Here is a 16,289-nt window from a genome sequence, read left to right as displayed (position 1 = left end):
GTTGGGGTATCGCCAAGCGGTAAGGCAGCGGGTTTTGATCTCGCCATCCCTAGGTTCGAATCCTAGTACCCCAGCCATTTTTAAAAGTTCTTTGCCAGTCTCGCGACTGTTGAGGAGCGCTGTTGGGGTATCGCCAAGCGGTAAGGCAGCGGGTTTTGATCTCGCCATCCCTAGGTTCGAATCCTAGTACCCCAGCCATATTTCTGTTCTCTTCCACATCAGTGGTTGATAACAAACGGCTATGTAGCTCAGTTGGTTAGAGCATCGCACTCATAATGCGGGGGTCACAGGTTCGAATCCCGTCATAGCCACCATTATTTCTGTTGGGGTATCGCCAAGCGGTAAGGCAGCGGGTTTTGATCTCGCCATCCCTAGGTTCGAATCCTAGTACCCCAGCCATTTTTCTGTTTTCTTCCACATCAGTGGTCGATAACAAACGGCTATGTAGCTCAGTTGGTTAGAGCATCGCACTCATAATGCGGGGGTCACAGGTTCGAATCCCGTCATAGCCACCATTAATATTGCGGAAGTGGCGAAATTGGTAGACGCACCAGATTTAGGTTCTGGCGCCCTAGGCGTGAGAGTTCGAGTCTCTCCTTCCGCACCATTAATAGCAGTACCAAACAGACCAGCTCATGCTGGTTTTTTTGTATCTGGAATTTGCCTCTCCCCAGTTTTTCTCTCGCTCCTCTATTAACCCATCTCCACGTTAATTCCCGTCCATATCACTCTTCACTGATTCCGAGCACGCCTTGCCACTCTTGTCTCCCGGCCATAAAAAAGCGGCCCGCAGGCCGCTGGTGCACACATTCATCATCCCGGTTATCAGAACGGGAAGAACCAGGGGATCGCTACCACGCTGACCGCCATCACCAACAGGGTGAATGGCACCCCGATACGGATAAAATCGGCAAACTGGTAGTTGCCCGGCCCCAGCACCAGGGTATTCACCGGTGACGAGACCGGCGTCATAAAAGCGGCCGAGGCGGCGATGGCAATGGTCATGGCAAACGGATAGGGTGATACCCCCATCTGCTGGGCTGTGCCCAGCGCAATGGGCGCCATCAGCACTGCGGTGGCGGTGTTGGAGATAAAGAGCCCGATCACCGCGCAGAGGGCAAACAGGCTGGCCAGCATGACCCGCGGCCCCATCTCCCCGACCGCATTGATCAGGCCACCGACGATCAGATCCACCCCGCCGGTTTTTTGCAGCGCCAGCGCAAAGGGGAGCATGCCGACGATGAGGATCAGGGTCGGCCAGTGGATCGACTTGTAGGCACTTTCCATATCGATGCAGCGAAACTTGCCCATCAGCAGACAGGCGATCAGCGCGGCAATCACGTTGGGCACCGGATCGGTCACCATCAGCAGGATCATCACTCCAAGACAGAAGAGGGCATGAATGGCCTGACTGCGGGCGGGGGCCATCTCGTCCACTTCGGCGGGCAGCCCCATCAGCAGAAAGTCGCGGCTATGGGTCTGCAACTGTCTGATGTGGCTCCAATTCCCTACCACCAGCAGGGTATCCCCCATCTGCAGCGGCTCGTCCACCAGCTTGCCTGCCAGTGCCTCACCGTCGCGGCGCAGCCCCACCACGCTCAGACCATAGCTGGAGCGGAAGGTCACCTCACGCAAGCTTTTACCCAGCAGCTTGGACTCAGGGATCAGCGACACCTCGGCCATCCCCACCTCCCGCGCCTGATCGGAGAAATACTCCCCGCGCAGGATCATGGGTTCAAGCCGCGCCTCGGTGCAAAACGCCCGCACATCCACCTCGGGGTCTGACATGTCGATCAGCAGCACATCCTTCGCCTGGAACTCACTGATCCCCGACACCGGCACCATCACCCGGCGGAACTTGCGCCAGCGCTCCACCCCGATGACGTGGGCACCATAACGGGCGCGTAGTTGCAGCTCATCCAGGGTGTGGCCAATCAGCGGGGAGTCCGGCCGCAGCGCCAGACGACGGGCCCGACCGGCCAATCGGTAGTCTCGGATCAGATCGCGCAGGGTACGGCGCCCGGTCTGCTTGCCCTTGCCCTCTTCCCCTTCACCCACCAAGGAGCCACGCACCAGCAGCATGTAGAGGATGCCCAGCCCCAGGATCAGCAGGCCCATGGGGGTGAAATCGAAGAACCCGAAACCATGTATGCCGTGGCGCATCAGCTCGCTGTTGACCACCATGTTGGGGGGCGTAGCCACCAGCGTCATCATGCCGCTGATCAGCCCGGCAAAACCGAGGGGCATCATCAGGCGACCGGCCGGGATCCCCATTCGATTCGCCACACTCAGCACCACCGGGATAAAGATGGCCACCACCCCGGTGCTGCTCATCACAGCCCCTAGACTCGCCACCGCTACCATCAGCAACACCAGCAGCTTGGTCTCGCTGCTGCCCGCCACCTTCACCAATGCATCCCCCACCTGATAGGCGATGCCGGTGCGCACCAGCCCCTCACCCACCACAAACAGGGCGGCAATCAGAATGACGTTGGGATCGCTAAAGCCCGCCAGCGCCTCCGGCAGGGTGAGGGTGCCGCTCAGCACAAAGAGGATAATGATCAACAGGGCGACCACGTCCATGCGCACCTTGTTGGTCATGAAGAGATAGATGGCGCCAGCCAGCAGACAGAGCACCCAGACAAGCTCGGAATTCAATACAACCTCCTTTTATCACGTGATTCTCCTCCCGGAGAGTGGACTCTATCAGACCACAGCCATGGCGCTATCATCTTGCTACATATCAATAAAGTCCGGCCCGCCGGGGCCCCATAACCCATCACTGCTGGAATAACCGGGCAGCAGCGGCGATTTCTTTGATATGGGCCAAGCCCGGGGCGGACAAAAGTCCTGCCCCTCCTCCCCCTCACCCCTTAGAATGGCGCCCTCGCATACTAACCCTCATACCCAAGGATCAGAAAATGAGCATATTCGAGCTGTTCAGCATCAATAACACGCTAGTGACCATACCGCTGGGTGGCGGCTATGCCATGTCATGGATTGAAGCCATCGGCACCCTGTTCGGGCTGGCCTGTATCTGGTTCGCCAGTCAGGAGAAAACCATCAACTACCTGTTTGGTCTGATCAACGTCAGCCTGTTTGCCATCATCTTCTTCCAGATCCAGCTCTACGGACTGTTGATGCTGCAGCTGTTCTTCTTCTGCGCCAACGTCTACGGCTGGTACGCCTGGACCCGCCCGGCCAACGATCAGGGTGATACCCTGCAGATCCGCTGGCTCAGCAAATCCAAGCTGATAATGACCGCCGCCGTGAGCGTGCTGGCCATCGCCCTGCTGACCCGCTATATCGACCCGGTCTTCGCCACCCTGGCGCGCACCTCGGTCTCCCTGCTCAACCTGTTTGGTGCCAACCTTGCCACCCCCGAGCCCTCCCCCGATGCCTTCCCGTTCTGGGATGCCAGCATGACGGTGCTCTCGGTGGTCGCCCAGATCCTGATGACCCGCAAATACGTGGAGAACTGGATCCTCTGGGTCGTCATCAACATCATCAGCATCGGTGTCTATGCCGCGCAGGGCGTCTACGCCATGTCGCTGGAGTATCTGATCCTGCTGTTTATCGCCGCCAACGGCACTCGCCTCTGGGTGATTGCCGCCAAGCGCCAGTCACAAGGTCTGTAAGCCATGAGTCTGTTACCCCATCTCCAGTGCCGCCCCGACCAGATTGCCGAGCGGGTGGTCCTTTGCGGCGACCCGGCCCGGGTCGATCGCATCGCCAGCCAGCTCGAACAGTGTGAAGTGCTGGGGCAAAACCGGGAGTTTCGCCTCATCAACGGCCGCTATCAGGGGCTGCCCATCACGGTCTGCAGCACCGGCATCGGCGGCGCCTCGGCCGTCATAGCGCTGGAGGAGCTGGTGCAAGCCGGTGCCCGCTCGCTCATTCGGGTCGGCTCCGCCGGTGCCCTGCAGCACGACATCGGCCTTGGCGACCTTATCGTGGTGGAAGGGGCGGTACGCAATGAGGGCGCCTCGCAGGCCTATCTGCCCGCCGAGTACCCTGCCTGCGCCGATATCTGGCTGCAAGCGGCCCTGCTCAATCAGGTGGCGGCCAGCAGCCAGCCTCATTGGCACGGGCTAGTACGCTCCCACGACAGCTTCTATCGAGATGATGAGCAAGAGGTGTGCCGCTACTGGCATGCCCGTGGCGTGCTCGGCGCTGACATGGAGACAGCCTCCCTGCTGACCGTGGGTCGCCTGCGCAAGGTACGGGTCGCAGCTGTGCTCTGCAACGTAGTGCTGTTCGAGCAGGATGTGCAGCAAGGGGTAGCGGATTACGCCAGCGCCGAACAGGCGATGATGGCCGGTGAGCAGCACGCCATCGCGGCTGCCCTCCACGCCCTGGTGCAATAAACCGCAAACCGTTAACTGCGGCACATCCGCTACCGTGCGGGCTGGTATCCGGCCCGCACTCTTGCTAGCCTCATGGCCCTCGTCATCTGGTGCGACAGGCAAGTCATGCAGCAACAGCCCTACCCCCTCGGCCGTTTTCACGCCGAACTCCAGCAGCTTGAACCCCGCTTTGCCGCGGCGCTCGACACCTGCACCCTGTTTCTGCGCCGCTACCTGCCGGGCGAATTGATCATGCGGCAGGGGGAGCAGAGCGAGCAGCTCTATCTGGTCGAACATGGTCGGGTCTCCCTCAATAGCACGGTGCACTCGGGCCGCCGCTTCCAACTCGGCGAGATTGAGTGTCACAGCCAGATCTTCGGCGAAATGGAGTTCTTCAGCGCCACCCCGGTGCAGTGGAACGTGGTGGCCGAGACCGAGCTGGATGCCCGGATCATCTGCGCCCACAAGCTGGCCCAGCGGCTGCTGGCCGAACCCGAGCTGACCCTGTTCTTTGCCGCCGCGCTTGCCAGCGACTATCTCGATACCCTGGAGATCACCACCAGCCGCCTGCTCCATCCCATCGCCTACAACATCGCCTACGAGCTGTGGCGCGAGCGCCAGCGCACCCCGATGCTGGGATCGCGCAAGCGGGCCCACGAGGCAGCCCGCTTCGGCACCACAGAGCGGGTCTACCGCCGCGCCCTCAGGGAGCTGATCGAACAGGGGATTGTCTGCGAAGGGGCCGAGGGCCCCGCCATCGCCGATCTGGCCAGGCTGCGCGCCTATCTCGACCTTTGAGTTCTATTCACCTAATTTCGATTCACCCTGTCAGGAGTTAACATGTCTGCTCATTCCTATCCCGAATTCACCTTCTTCAGCCGCTTCGTTGCCGACATTCAGGCGGGCCGCAAGACCATCACCATCCGCGACGAGAGCGAGGCCAACTGGCGGCCCGGCCAGCGGCTGGCGCTGTTCACCAACCCGGAACACCAGCCCTTCGGCACCATAGAGGTGCTCTCGGTCAAGGCGGTCGCCTTCGATGAGCTCAATGACGAACACGCCCGCCAGGAGAACATGACCCTCCCCGAGCTCAAACAGGTGATCCGCGATATCTACCCCGATCTGCCGCCGCTCTATGTGATTGAATTCCAGCTGCTTGAAGCCTGATTTTGTGAGCTGCCTCAGCTAACGCCGGTTGCGCTCTCTGGCTAAAGGCGCAAAATAACTGTTTTTATATACAGTTATTGGTGCGTTATGGATATACAACTTGAACCGGCCATTGCGGCCATGGTGGCAGAGTTCATTGCAGCAGGCCGCCCCAAGGCGAGCAGCCTGAGCTGGCAGGAGCGGCGTGAAGGTTATCTTGCTTCAGCCGTATTGGGTGGTGAACGGGAGGAAGTCGGCGCTGTCGAAGAGTGGCAAAATGGCCATTATTCCGTTCGCCTCTATCAACCAGCACCAACCTCAAGCGCAAGCCGTCCGGCCCTGATCTACTTTCATGGCGGCTGTTTTGTCAGCGGCGAGTTCGACACTCACGACCGCCAGATGCGGATGCTGTGCAATCGCGCCAAAGCACTGGTGTTCGCGGTACATACCCGCCTTGCACCCGAACACACCTATCCTGCAGCACACGACGACGCACTGGCTGCTACGCTCGCCATCATGGCCGATGTGGAGAAATGGCATGGGGATCCGGCAAAGATTGTCCTTGCGGGAGACAGTGCCGGCGGCCACCTCGCCCTGATCACCACCTTGCGACTCAAGGAGCGAGGGGCCCCCTTGCCTGCCGCCCAACTGCTCATCTATCCGATGCTCGATGCTGCGGGCAACAGTGACAGCTATCGGCAGCTAGGGGTCGACTACCTCATCACCCGCGACATGCTGTTAAGCGGTTTTCACGCCTATCTGGGGGAGCAGCCCGTCACTCATCCCGAAGCAAGTCCGCTCCATCATCCAGCCCTGTCGGGATTACCGCCGACCCATATCGTAACGGCGGAATATGATCCGCTGCGCGATGAGGGGGAAGCCCTCTATCGCAAACTGCTGCAAGCCGGTGTCACGGCTACCTGTCAGCGGCAACTGGGCGTTATACACGGCTTCTTCCAACTGGCCGGAGTGAGCCCCGCGGCGCGTCAGCTCATTGAACAGCTCTCACTGCTTATCAGGAGACTCTGATTTGGCCTTTGCCGAGCGATGTGTTAATAGTGTCCTCTTTTGAATCAGGGAGGTGACCCGAGTGTTTGAGATAGCGAGCCTGAAAGAGGGGATGATGCACGGGGTCGAGCTGTTCCAGCTGCTGCTGGAGATCATCTCCATCGCCTGTGTGGTCATTGGCCTCTTTAAAACTCTCTGGCTGGCGGCGCGGGTGCGGGATCACCAGCCCGGCTTTCCGCGCATTCGTCTCTGCTTTGGCAGCTGGCTCATTCTGGCGCTAGAGTTCCAGCTCGCCGCCGATATCCTGGCCACCACGGTCGCGCCGAGCAAGGAGGAGCTGATCCGCCTCGCCATCATCGCGGTGATCCGCACCTTCCTGAACTACTTCCTCGGCAAGGAGCTGGAAGCACAAGCGGAGCGCCAACAAGAGAAGGCAGAACGCCAGCAGGAGCAGCGCAGCGAGCAGGCCAAGGCTGCTCAATAACCTGTATTCCTGCAGAGTATCAGCGCTAAGTGCCGTGTCATCCCGACCATTGCCGTGGCCCGGGATGGCACCTTTGTGACCCTCCCCTCACTTTTGGCAACCAGCCAACTATGGAACCCTTTTCAAGGTTTCCTCAGCCCTGTTGACTGCCCGTTCATCTGCGTAAGATAGAAAATCTCTTCCCCCAACCGGCCAAGCTGATGAACCCGCAACCCCGCCATACGCCCGATATCGACCTCGATAGCTGTGTCATCTACCAGGTCTACCCCATGAGCTTTCAGGACAGCGATGGCGACGGACTGGGCGATATCAACGGTATTCGTCAGCGCCTCGGTTATCTGGCCACCCTCGGGGTCGATATGCTCTGGCTCACCCCCATCTATCGCTCCCCCAAGCGGGACAACGGCTATGACGTGGCGGACTACCGTGCCATCGACCCCGCCTTCGGCACCCTGGCCGAGATGGAACTGCTGATAGCAGAAGCAGCCGCTCACGGCATCGGTATCATGATGGATATCGTCGCCAACCACACCTCCACCGAGCATGAGTGGTTTATAAAGGCGCAGGCCGGAGATCCCCGTTATCAGGGTTATTACGTATTCCGGGATCAAGCCTTTGTCGATGCTCACCCCATTACCTCGATTTTTGGCGGCAGCGGCTGGCAGTATGTGCCAGCGCTTGATCGCTACTACCTGCACAACTTCGATGCGAGTCAGGCCGATCTGGACTGGGATAACCCGGCGGTGCGCGCCGAGATGGCAGAGGTGATCAACTTCTGGCTGGGCAAAGGGATCAAAGGATTTCGCTTCGATGTGATCGACATGGTGAGCAAGGAGTGGGACCGGCTTGCCATGAGCAACGGCCCACGCCTGCACGACTATATCCGTGAACTTAATGAGGACAGCTTTGGTGGCAAGGGGATCATCACTGTCGGCGAGACCTGGGGAGCCGATCTTGCCCATATGCAGAACTATTCGAACCACGATGGCAGCGAGTTCAGCATGGTGTTCAACTTCGAGCATCTGGGGCTGGGCAGTGACAAGTGGTCATCCCGCTTCGATCCCCTCACCTTCAAGCGAGCCATGGCCCGCCACCAGCAAGGGCTACACGGGCGTGGCTGGAACAGCCTGTTTCTCGGCAACCACGACCTGCCCCGCGCCGTCTCCCGCTTTGGCGATGACAGGCCCGAGTGGCGGGAAACCAGCGCCAGGCTGTGGGCCATGGTGCTGCACCTGATGCAGGGCACGCCCTTCATCTATCAGGGGGAGGAGCTCGCCATGACCAACCGCCACTGGCAGCCGGGCGAGCTGCGCGATGTGGAGGCCATCAACTACCGCGCCAGCCAGTCAGGGCTGGATCCTGCCGAGCTGAGTCGGCGGCTCGATGCCATCGGCCGCGACAACGCCCGTACCCCGATGCAGTGGGACGCCGACCCCCACGCCGGATTCAGTACGGCCACTCCCTGGATTGCCCTCAACGCCAATCACGTCGAGATAAATGCTGACGAGCAGTTGGCCCGCCCCGACTCACCGTTTCACTGCTATCGCCAGCTTATCGCCCTGCGCAAGGCTCACCCGGTCATTCGCCACGGCAATTTCGAGCTGCTGGATGGGGATGATCCCGAGCGCATCAGCTATCGCCGCCACTGGCAGGATCCGGCGAGCGGCGAGCAACACACCCTGCTGCTGCTCGCCAATCTCACGGCGAACCCCTTGCCGATGCCCCACTTCGACAAGGTGACAGACGAGATGCGGTTGCTGCTGGCCAATTACCCAAACGAACCGCTGCCACTCTTCGCCCCTTATCAGTGCGCCATCTGGCTGCAAGTGGATCAGGATTAACCCCGTGCTGACGGGCCATACCAATGGCCCGTCAGCCACCTCCCGTCGGCTGTCAGCAGAAAATCACGCCCCCACACGGCGGGATTAAATTAACCACTATTACTGACTTATTAATTGATTATTTATCCCGTTTGATACGCTCTCATTGCCCCTCTTACTATGCCTGCGACCTATCCATTGCCGATGCAACTATCGGCCTTCAAACTGGCATAGCAAAGTGGAAAACAGATGATCACCACAGACGGGAATAACGCAGTCGCCTCGGTGGCGTACCGCACCAGCGAAGTCATCGCCATCTACCCCATCACCCCCAGCTCGGCCATGGCTGAGCAGTCGTCGGCCTGGTCGAGCGAGCGGGGCAAGAACCTGTGGGGGGATGTCCCCCGGGTTGTCGAGATGCAGTCGGAAGGGGGCGCCATTGCCGCCGTCCACGGCGCCCTGCAGACCGGCGCGCTGGCGACCTCGTTTACCTCGTCGCAGGGGTTGCTGCTGATGATCCCCAACCTCTACAAGCTGGCGGGTCAGCTTATCCCCTTCGTACTGCATGTGGCGGCGCGCACCGTGGCGACCCACGCGCTATCGATCTTTGGCGATCACTCGGACGTGATGGCGGTGCGCCAGACCGGCTGCGCCATGCTCTGTGCCAGCAATGTGCAGGAGGCGCAGGACTTTGCCCTGATTTCTCAAGTGGCCAGCCTCAACAGCCGCCTCCCCTTTATCCACTTCTTCGACGGCTTTCGTACCTCTCACGAGATCGCCAAGATAGCGCCGCTCGCTGACGACACCCTGCGCACCCTGCTGCCCGCAGATGCCATCCGTGCTCATCGTGACCGGGCGCTCACCCCCGACAAACCGGTCATTCGTGGCACAGCTGCCAACCCGGACACCTATTTCCAGTGCCGGGAGGCGAGCAACCCCTGGTATGACGCTGCCTATGGTCATGTGAGCGAGGCGATGCAGGCTTTTGGCAAACAGACCGGCCGCCACTACCGGCCGTTTGAATATGTCGGGCACCCGCAGGCGGAGCGGATTATGGTGCTGATGGGCTCAGCCATCGGCACCTGTGAGGAGGTGATCGAGCGCCTGCAGGCCCAAGGGGAGAAGGTGGGGCTGGTGAAGGTGCGGCTGTTCCGTCCCTTCTCGGCCGAGCACCTGCTGGCCGCGATTCCCGAGAGTGCCCGCGCCATCGCCGTGCTGGATCGCACCAAGGAGCCGGGCGCACAGGCCGAGCCCCTCTATCTCGACGTGATGACGGCGCTGGCCGAAGCGGTCAGCCGGGGCGAGCGGGCAAGCCTGCCGCGGGTCGTCGGCGGCCGCTATGGCCTCTCCTCCAAAGAGTTCGGCCCCGCCTGCGCGCTGGCGGTGTTTGCCGAACTGGCGCAAGAGAACCCGCGTCCGCGCTTTACCGTCGGCATCTTCGATGACATCACAGGTCTCTCACTACCGCTGCACGCGCTGGATTCGCAAAGCCCCATCCACAGCCAGCAACACAAGCTGGAGGCGCTCTTCTACGGTCTTGGCAGCGATGGCACCGTCTCTGCGGCCAAGAACAGCATCAAGATCCTCGGCAACCACACCGACCTCTATCCGCAGGGCTATTTCGTCTACGACTCCAAGAAGGCGGGCGGCCTCACCGTCTCTCACCTGCGGGTAGGCGAGCGGCCGCTCCAATCGGCCTATCTGGTGGAAGAGGCGGACTTTATCGGCTGCCATCAGTGGCAGTTTGTCGACAAGTACCGGATGGCGGAGCGCTTGAAAACAGGCGGTATCTTCCTGCTTAACACCCCCTACAGCGAAGCGGAGATCTGGCAACGTCTCCCCAGCGAGGTACAGCACGCCCTGCGCGAGAAAGAGGCGCGCTTCTACATCATCAACGCCGCCAAAATTGCCCGCGACTGCCAGCTCGGCAACCGCATCAATACCGTCATGCAGATGGCCTTCTTCCAGCTCAGCGCCATCATTCCCCCCGCCGAGGCGACCAACCTGCTGAAGCAGGCCATCGCCACCAGCTATGGCAGCAAGGGACAAGCGCTGGTCGAACGCAACTGGCAGGCACTGGAGGCAACCTGCGCCGCACTGACCAGGGTGCAACTTGGCGAGCTGGATCCTGCCAGCCGCCCCCGCCCGCCGGTGGTTTCGGCCAAGGCCCCCGACTTTGTCCAGACCGTCACCGCCGCCATGCTGGCGGGGCTGGGTGACAGCCTGCCGGTCTCCGCCTTCCCGCCGGATGGCACCTGGCCGGTCGGCACCACCCGCTGGGAGAAGCGCAACATCGCCAAGGAGATCCCCATCTGGGAGGCGGAGCTCTGTACCCAGTGCAACTACTGCGTCGCCGCCTGTCCCCACTCGGCCATTCGCGCCAAGGTGGTGGAACCGGATGCGCTGGCCGCTGCCCCCGCCACCCTGGATGCGCTGGATGTGAAATCCCGCGACATGCGCGGCCAGCAGTACGTGCTGCAGGTGGCGCCGGAGGATTGTACCGGCTGCAATCTCTGCGTCGAGGTGTGCCCGGCCAAGGATCGCAGCAACCCGGATCGCAAGGCGATCAATATGGCTTCACGCCTCGATCACCTCGACGAGCAGAAGGCCAACTACGACTTCTTCCTCGACCTGCCTGAACGCAGCGCCGAGCAGCTGGAGCGTATCGACATCCGCACCTCCCAGCTCATCTCGCCGCTGTTTGAATACTCGGGCGCGTGCTCCGGTTGTGGCGAGACCCCCTACATCAAGCTGCTGACCCAGCTCTATGGCGATCGGCTACTGATTGCCAACGCCACCGGCTGCTCGTCCATTTATGGCGGCAACCTGCCCACCACCCCCTATACCACCAACGCCGATGGGCGCGGCCCAGCCTGGGCCAACTCGCTGTTTGAAGACAACGCCGAGTTCGGACTGGGCTTCCGCCTCACCGTCGATCAGCACAGGGAGCGGGTGCGCCGTCTGCTGGCGAGCCTGGGCGACACCATCCCGGCAACGCTGCGTGAGGCACTCGGCGATACCACCCTGCCGGTTTCCGAGCAGCGGGCCCATATCCAGCAGTTGCGGGCGCTGCTGCAGGAGAACAAGGCCCCGGAGGCCCAAGAGCTGGCCCGCGATGCGGACTATTTGGTGGAAAAATCGGTCTGGCTCATCGGCGGCGATGGCTGGGCCTACGACATCGGCTTTGGCGGGCTCGACCATGTGCTGAGTCTGGGGGAGAACATCAATGTGCTGGTGCTCGATACCCAGTGCTACTCCAACACCGGCGGCCAGCAGTCGAAGGCGACGCCACTCGGTGCCATTACCAAGTTTGGCGAGCAGGGCAAGCGCAAGGGGCGCAAGGATCTCGGGGCCAGCGTGATGATGTATGGTCACGTCTATGTGGCGCAGATCTCCCTCGGTGCCCAGATGAACCAGACAGTGAAGGCGATTCAGGAGGCGGAAGCCTACCCGGGCCCCTCACTCATCATTGCCTACAGCCCCTGCGAGGAGCATGGCTACGACATGGCCGAGAGCCACGAACAGATGAAGCAGCTGACCGCCACCGGCTTCTGGCCCCTCTACCGCTTCGATCCGCGCCGTGCTGACGAGGGTAAATTGCCGCTGGCGCTCGACTCGCGGGCCCCCAATGCCTCGCTGGCCGAGACCTTGCGCCATGAGCCCCGCTTCCAGCGGCTGGAGCGCCAGCTGCCTGAGGTGGCCAGCCAGCTCTATGAAGAGGCGGAGCAGGAGGCCAATCGCCGCTTCGCCTGGCTGAGCCAGCTGGCAGGCAAGGAGAGTCCGGCGCAGGAGTAACCTGCGAATGGCTTGATGGCAGCAGCCACTCTATTCGCCAAATAACAATCAGGGCTCCCCGTGGGGAGCCCTGATGCTATCTATGGTGAGCCAATGTCGGCGCAAGCCAAATCAGGCGCTGATGGAGGCCAGCTCATGGCGCTTCAACGCCAGCAGGGTGATGAGCAGCGCCAGCGTGGCGATCAGTGCCATGCCGATATAGGTCGCGCTGAAGCCCGGGGCCAGCAGATCGGGGGCAAGTCGGCTCAGATCGCCATCGCTGCCGGCTGGCAGGCGGAAGTGGAACAGCATGGAGCAAATGGCCACGCCGACGGCACCGCCGAGCTCCCGTCCGAAGTTGAACAGCGACATGCCGATGCCGCGATCCTGCCGTGGCAGGGCATTTTGCACTACTACCGAGAGGGCGGGCAGCACCAGACCCAGACCGATACCGGCAAACCCGAGCGCCAGCCTGACCCAGGCATCGAAGTGGATCTGCCACAGCGCCACTGCCGCGAGGCCAAAGCCCACCGCGACAAAGCTCTTGTAGTGACCGGTACGGCCAATCAGCTTGCCGCCGACAAAGGCGCCGGCGGTGATGCAAATCATGAAGATGACCATGATGGCGCCGCTCTCGCTGGCGCTCATCCCCTTCTGCCACTGCATCTGCAACGGCAGATAGACCAGCACGGCAAACATCAGCAGCTGGGAGAGCATCACCAGCAGCACGCTCACCAGATAGCCGGGCAGCCGGGCCAGATGGGCGGGCAATATGGGGTCGTGGGCGCGCCGCTCAATCAGAATGAGCAGCAGCAACGCAACGCCCAGCGCCACCGAAAGCCAGACTGCAGGCAGCGCCGCCTCCGGCGAGAGCAGCAACAGGGTGAGCGTTGTGACGGTAATCAGCAGACCTGCCCCCTTCCAGTCGAAGCGACTGTGACGACGCACGTTGAGCTGTTTGAGATTGCGGTTGATGAGAAAGACCGCCAGCGCCCCGAGCGGCAGGTTGATCCAGAAGATCCAGCGCCAGCTGAGCTGCTCGGTGAAATAGCCGCCGAGCAAGGGGCCAGCGATGCTGGAGACCGCATAGACCGCCGAGATGTAGCCCTGATACTTGCCCACCTCACGCGGCGGTATGGTGTCGGCAATCACGGTAAACGCGAGGGCAATCAGGCCGCCGCCCCCCAGCCCTTGCAGCACCCGCGCTGCCAGCAAAGTCGGCAGATCCTGGGAGAGCGCGCAGGCCACCGAGCCCGCCAGAAACAGGCCGATGCCGATATTGAGCATCCGCACCCGACCAAAGAGATCGCTCAGCTTGCCATAGAGGGGCAGCACGGCGGTGGCGGCCAGCAGGTAGGCGGTGACCACCCAGGTGAGGGCGGCCCCAGCGTGCAGCTCGGCGCCAATCATGGGCAGCGGGGTGGTAACTATGCTCTTTTCCAGTGAACCGAGCGCGATCACCAGCGCCACACTGGAGAAGATGGTTTTGGGGGATATTTTCGAGGTCATAAGCGGACTCGCAGATCTGATATGCCAAAGTATCCGGCAATGAACGGATTATTGTCTCACAAATCAGCAAGAGATAGAAAAAACGGCGGTCGCAATCTGCCCAACCATGAGGCCGATCCCACAAACTACCGACCGTTTCTGCTAGCCTGCTCTATTTGATTCGAGGAGCCCCCATGAGCGAGCGTGAGCAGTACGGGTTTGATCACTACGATGCCCTGATTTTCGATATGGATGGCACGTTGGTAGATTCCATGCCCCTTCATCTGGATGCTTGGGAGCTTACCTGCGCCGAATTCGGCATCCCCTTCGAGCGGGATCAGCTCTATCAGTATGGCGGCATTCCCACCCGCAAGATCATCGCCATGCTGGCCGAGCAGCAGGGGCTGACGGTGGATGTCGAGGCTTTTACCCGTCGCAAGATTGCCCTCTATATGGAACATATCGACAAGGTCAGCGTCTTTCCCAAGATGTGGGAGCTGGTCAGGCACTATCACGGCAAGGTGAAGATGGGGATTGGCACCGGCTCACCGCGCAATCAGGCGGACTCCATCCTGAAAAGCACCGGGCTCGATGCCTACATCTCTGTGGTGGTGAGCGCCGATGATGTCACCAACCACAAACCGCACCCCGACACCTTTTTACGGGTGGCCGAGCTGCTCGGCGCTAATCCGGCCAACTGTCTGGTGTTTGAAGATACCCGGATCGGGCTTGAGGCTGGCAAGGCGGCGGGGATGGATACCGTGCTGGTTATCGAAGGTGACCTGCACCAGCGGTAAAGTACTCAGGGCAAGCAGACAGACCGATAAAATGGTGTCATGACAGTGGCACCATTTTTTTATTCACGTGAGCATAGCGGCAGCGTCAGTGCCCGGACAGAGTTGCGATCGCAGCCGGAATAGCGGCAACCGTCAGACAAAGGGCGTTGGCCTGCGCCTCATCCTGTAGTGCCTGATGAGTGCGAAGCAGCTCAAGAGCTTCGGCCGGGGTATCTGCAAAGGTGGGGGCGGCGATGGCGGCAAATCCCTGTTCGACCAGTTGACGACGCTCATCGCTATAGCTGGGCGCATTGGCATCTAGATAGGTAAGCGCCTGACCCTGCTTGAAAAAGTGATAGTTAGGCATCGATTGGCCCCGCAAAAATAAAGCGCCATTCTACTCCTTTTTGCTCCACCGCCAGCGTCAATCTGTGTCGTCTCAAGTGATCTCGTTCACATTTTTATCAACAAACATTTACCGATTGGGCGCCGTCCAAATCCCCTCCACACGCAGCCTCAGACAACACCCGATACCGTCACTCTGCGCCAAACAAAACGCCTCCACAAAGGAGGCGTTGCGACTGAAACAGGGTGGCTCCCGTTACATGGCATTCGTCGATTCGAAGATCTTGTCCGCCGAGGCCTCGACGAAGCCCGGATAGAGCACACCATCGGCCTGCGGATAACGCAGGGCAAACTCGTAGAAGCAGCTCGGGATGGTACGCACCCCATCGCTGAACGGCACCTCTGCTTTGTCGGCCATGGTGGAGGATTGCTCCAGCATCACCTGCGGGTCCCCTTTCACCTCGCCACCCACACTGTTGAGGACGAACCCCGCCGCCTTGAGCGCCGCATTGACCTGATGGATGGTATCGAAGTCCTTCAACTTGTTGATATTGACCGTGAAGTGGTTGGCACGATAGCCCCAGGCTGCCATCCAGGCCGCGTACTCGCTCTCCGCCAGCAGAGTCTGATAATCGGCATAGGAGACCTGCCAGGGGGCACCGGTGTAGAGAAATGCCGGGGTATCGGTCAGATGATCGGGCACCTGATCCGCCAGCTTGTGGATGATGGCCTGCGCCGCTGGGGAGAGTTCTTCCACCTTCAGCTCGCTGATAAACACCTTGGGAGCGTCCGGATCCTGATGCTCGAAGTGCTTGGCGTAGAGCTTCTTGGCCTTGAAGACATACTCGCCCTTCTGCTCGTAACCGAGCGCCAGGAAGTGGGCGGCCAGCTTCTCCAGCCCCAGCTTGGGCAGGTTGTAGGTACGAAACGCCACGTGATCATTGACGATGGGCTCGCCGCCACCCAGCAGGGTGTGCACCTTGAGGGCGCTCGGGGTCACCTTGATGTAGTTGTCCCACAGATGGCTGAACAGGGTGTCGATATCCTTTTGCATCTCTCTTTCCTTTGATTGCGGGTACAAATGGGGGCACCGCTGGATGCC

General features: G+C 60.8%; 13 protein-coding genes and 6 tRNA genes. 15 read left to right on the top strand and 4 right to left on the bottom strand.

The annotated features are described in order from the left end of the window. Positions 1 to 2: 2 nt before the first annotated feature. The 6 genes from AB5Z09_RS04320 to AB5Z09_RS04295 all read left to right on the top strand — a co-directional run bounded on the left by AB5Z09_RS04320 (position 3) and on the right by AB5Z09_RS04295 (position 607). Positions 3 to 77, top strand: a tRNA-Gln gene (locus AB5Z09_RS04320). Between the two features lie 46 nt (positions 78 to 123). Beyond that, positions 124 to 198 (top strand) — tRNA-Gln (locus tag AB5Z09_RS04315). A 39-nt stretch (positions 199 to 237) separates the two neighbouring features. After that, positions 238 to 314: transfer RNA gene (locus AB5Z09_RS04310), tRNA-Met, on the top strand. Between the two features lie 10 nt (positions 315 to 324). Then, positions 325 to 399 (top strand) — tRNA-Gln (locus tag AB5Z09_RS04305). 39 nt (positions 400 to 438) lie between these two features. After that, positions 439 to 515: transfer RNA gene (locus tag AB5Z09_RS04300), tRNA-Met, on the top strand. 8 nt (positions 516 to 523) lie between these two features. Then, a tRNA-Leu gene (locus AB5Z09_RS04295) sits at positions 524 to 607 on the top strand. Between the two features lie 218 nt (positions 608 to 825). Here the strand turns inward: AB5Z09_RS04295 and AB5Z09_RS04290 are convergent. Then, on the bottom strand, positions 826 to 2,658 hold the full coding sequence (locus AB5Z09_RS04290) for an SLC13 family permease (RefSeq protein ID WP_368194712.1): 1,833 nt from the start codon (positions 2,656 to 2,658) through the stop codon (positions 826 to 828). A 263-nt stretch (positions 2,659 to 2,921) separates the two neighbouring features. Between AB5Z09_RS04290 and pnuC the strand changes: the two genes are divergently transcribed. The 8 genes from pnuC to nifJ all read left to right on the top strand — a co-directional run bounded on the left by pnuC (position 2,922) and on the right by nifJ (position 12,599). Continuing rightward, positions 2,922 to 3,638, top strand: coding sequence for a nicotinamide riboside transporter PnuC (gene pnuC, locus AB5Z09_RS04285; protein ID WP_368194711.1), 717 nt, complete (start codon positions 2,922 to 2,924; stop codon positions 3,636 to 3,638). Between the two features lie 3 nt (positions 3,639 to 3,641). Further along, on the top strand, positions 3,642 to 4,367 hold the full coding sequence (locus AB5Z09_RS04280) for a nucleoside phosphorylase (RefSeq protein ID WP_368194710.1): 726 nt from the start codon (positions 3,642 to 3,644) through the stop codon (positions 4,365 to 4,367). A 105-nt stretch (positions 4,368 to 4,472) separates the two neighbouring features. Further along, complete coding sequence (locus AB5Z09_RS04275) at positions 4,473 to 5,144, top strand: Crp/Fnr family transcriptional regulator (RefSeq protein WP_368194709.1); 672 nt, start codon at positions 4,473 to 4,475, stop codon at positions 5,142 to 5,144. Positions 5,145 to 5,186: 42 nt separating this feature from the next. Then, positions 5,187 to 5,513, top strand: a complete 327-nt coding sequence (yqfB, locus tag AB5Z09_RS04270; RefSeq protein WP_368194708.1) for a N(4)-acetylcytidine aminohydrolase — start codon at positions 5,187 to 5,189, stop codon at positions 5,511 to 5,513. Between the two features lie 87 nt (positions 5,514 to 5,600). After that, the gene (locus tag AB5Z09_RS04265; protein WP_368194707.1) at positions 5,601 to 6,521 is read left to right on the top strand and encodes an alpha/beta hydrolase; all 921 of its coding nucleotides are present in this window, start codon (positions 5,601 to 5,603) and stop codon (positions 6,519 to 6,521) included. Between the two features lie 61 nt (positions 6,522 to 6,582). After that, positions 6,583 to 6,984, top strand: coding sequence for a DUF1622 domain-containing protein (locus AB5Z09_RS04260; protein ID WP_172954903.1), 402 nt, complete (start codon positions 6,583 to 6,585; stop codon positions 6,982 to 6,984). A 200-nt stretch (positions 6,985 to 7,184) separates the two neighbouring features. Beyond that, positions 7,185 to 8,825: an alpha-glucosidase gene (locus AB5Z09_RS04255; RefSeq protein WP_368194706.1), complete on the top strand. Its 1,641-nt coding sequence runs from the start codon at positions 7,185 to 7,187 to the stop codon at positions 8,823 to 8,825. A gap of 228 nt (positions 8,826 to 9,053) precedes the next feature. Then, complete coding sequence (gene nifJ / locus AB5Z09_RS04250) at positions 9,054 to 12,599, top strand: pyruvate:ferredoxin (flavodoxin) oxidoreductase (RefSeq protein WP_368194705.1); 3,546 nt, start codon at positions 9,054 to 9,056, stop codon at positions 12,597 to 12,599. A gap of 111 nt (positions 12,600 to 12,710) precedes the next feature. On the opposite strand, the gene AB5Z09_RS04245 is transcribed toward nifJ, so the two are convergent. After that, complete coding sequence (locus AB5Z09_RS04245; protein WP_368194704.1) at positions 12,711 to 14,087, bottom strand: MDR family MFS transporter; 1,377 nt, start codon at positions 14,085 to 14,087, stop codon at positions 12,711 to 12,713. Between the two features lie 173 nt (positions 14,088 to 14,260). On the opposite strand from AB5Z09_RS04245, the gene AB5Z09_RS04240 reads away from it, so the two are divergent. Next, the gene (locus tag AB5Z09_RS04240) at positions 14,261 to 14,863 is read left to right on the top strand and encodes an HAD family phosphatase (RefSeq protein ID WP_005334990.1); all 603 of its coding nucleotides are present in this window, start codon (positions 14,261 to 14,263) and stop codon (positions 14,861 to 14,863) included. Positions 14,864 to 14,948: 85 nt separating this feature from the next. On the opposite strand, the gene AB5Z09_RS04235 is transcribed toward AB5Z09_RS04240, so the two are convergent. Together AB5Z09_RS04235 and AB5Z09_RS04230 are read right to left on the bottom strand one after the other, a co-directional pair. Then, a complete protein-coding gene (locus tag AB5Z09_RS04235; protein WP_064335708.1) occupies positions 14,949 to 15,209 on the bottom strand; it encodes a hypothetical protein in 261 nt (86 codons plus the stop codon). Between the two features lie 234 nt (positions 15,210 to 15,443). Further along, positions 15,444 to 16,241: a DUF1338 domain-containing protein gene (locus AB5Z09_RS04230; protein ID WP_021229798.1), complete on the bottom strand. Its 798-nt coding sequence runs from the start codon at positions 16,239 to 16,241 to the stop codon at positions 15,444 to 15,446. Positions 16,242 to 16,289 lie beyond the last annotated feature (48 nt).

This window comes from Aeromonas sp. R2-2 (assembly GCF_040908355.1).
In the GTDB taxonomy this organism is placed as follows: domain Bacteria; phylum Pseudomonadota; class Gammaproteobacteria; order Enterobacterales; family Aeromonadaceae; genus Aeromonas; species Aeromonas veronii.
The sequence above is the reverse complement of the archived record's forward strand: the minus strand, read 5'-3'. Positions and strand labels throughout refer to the sequence as shown.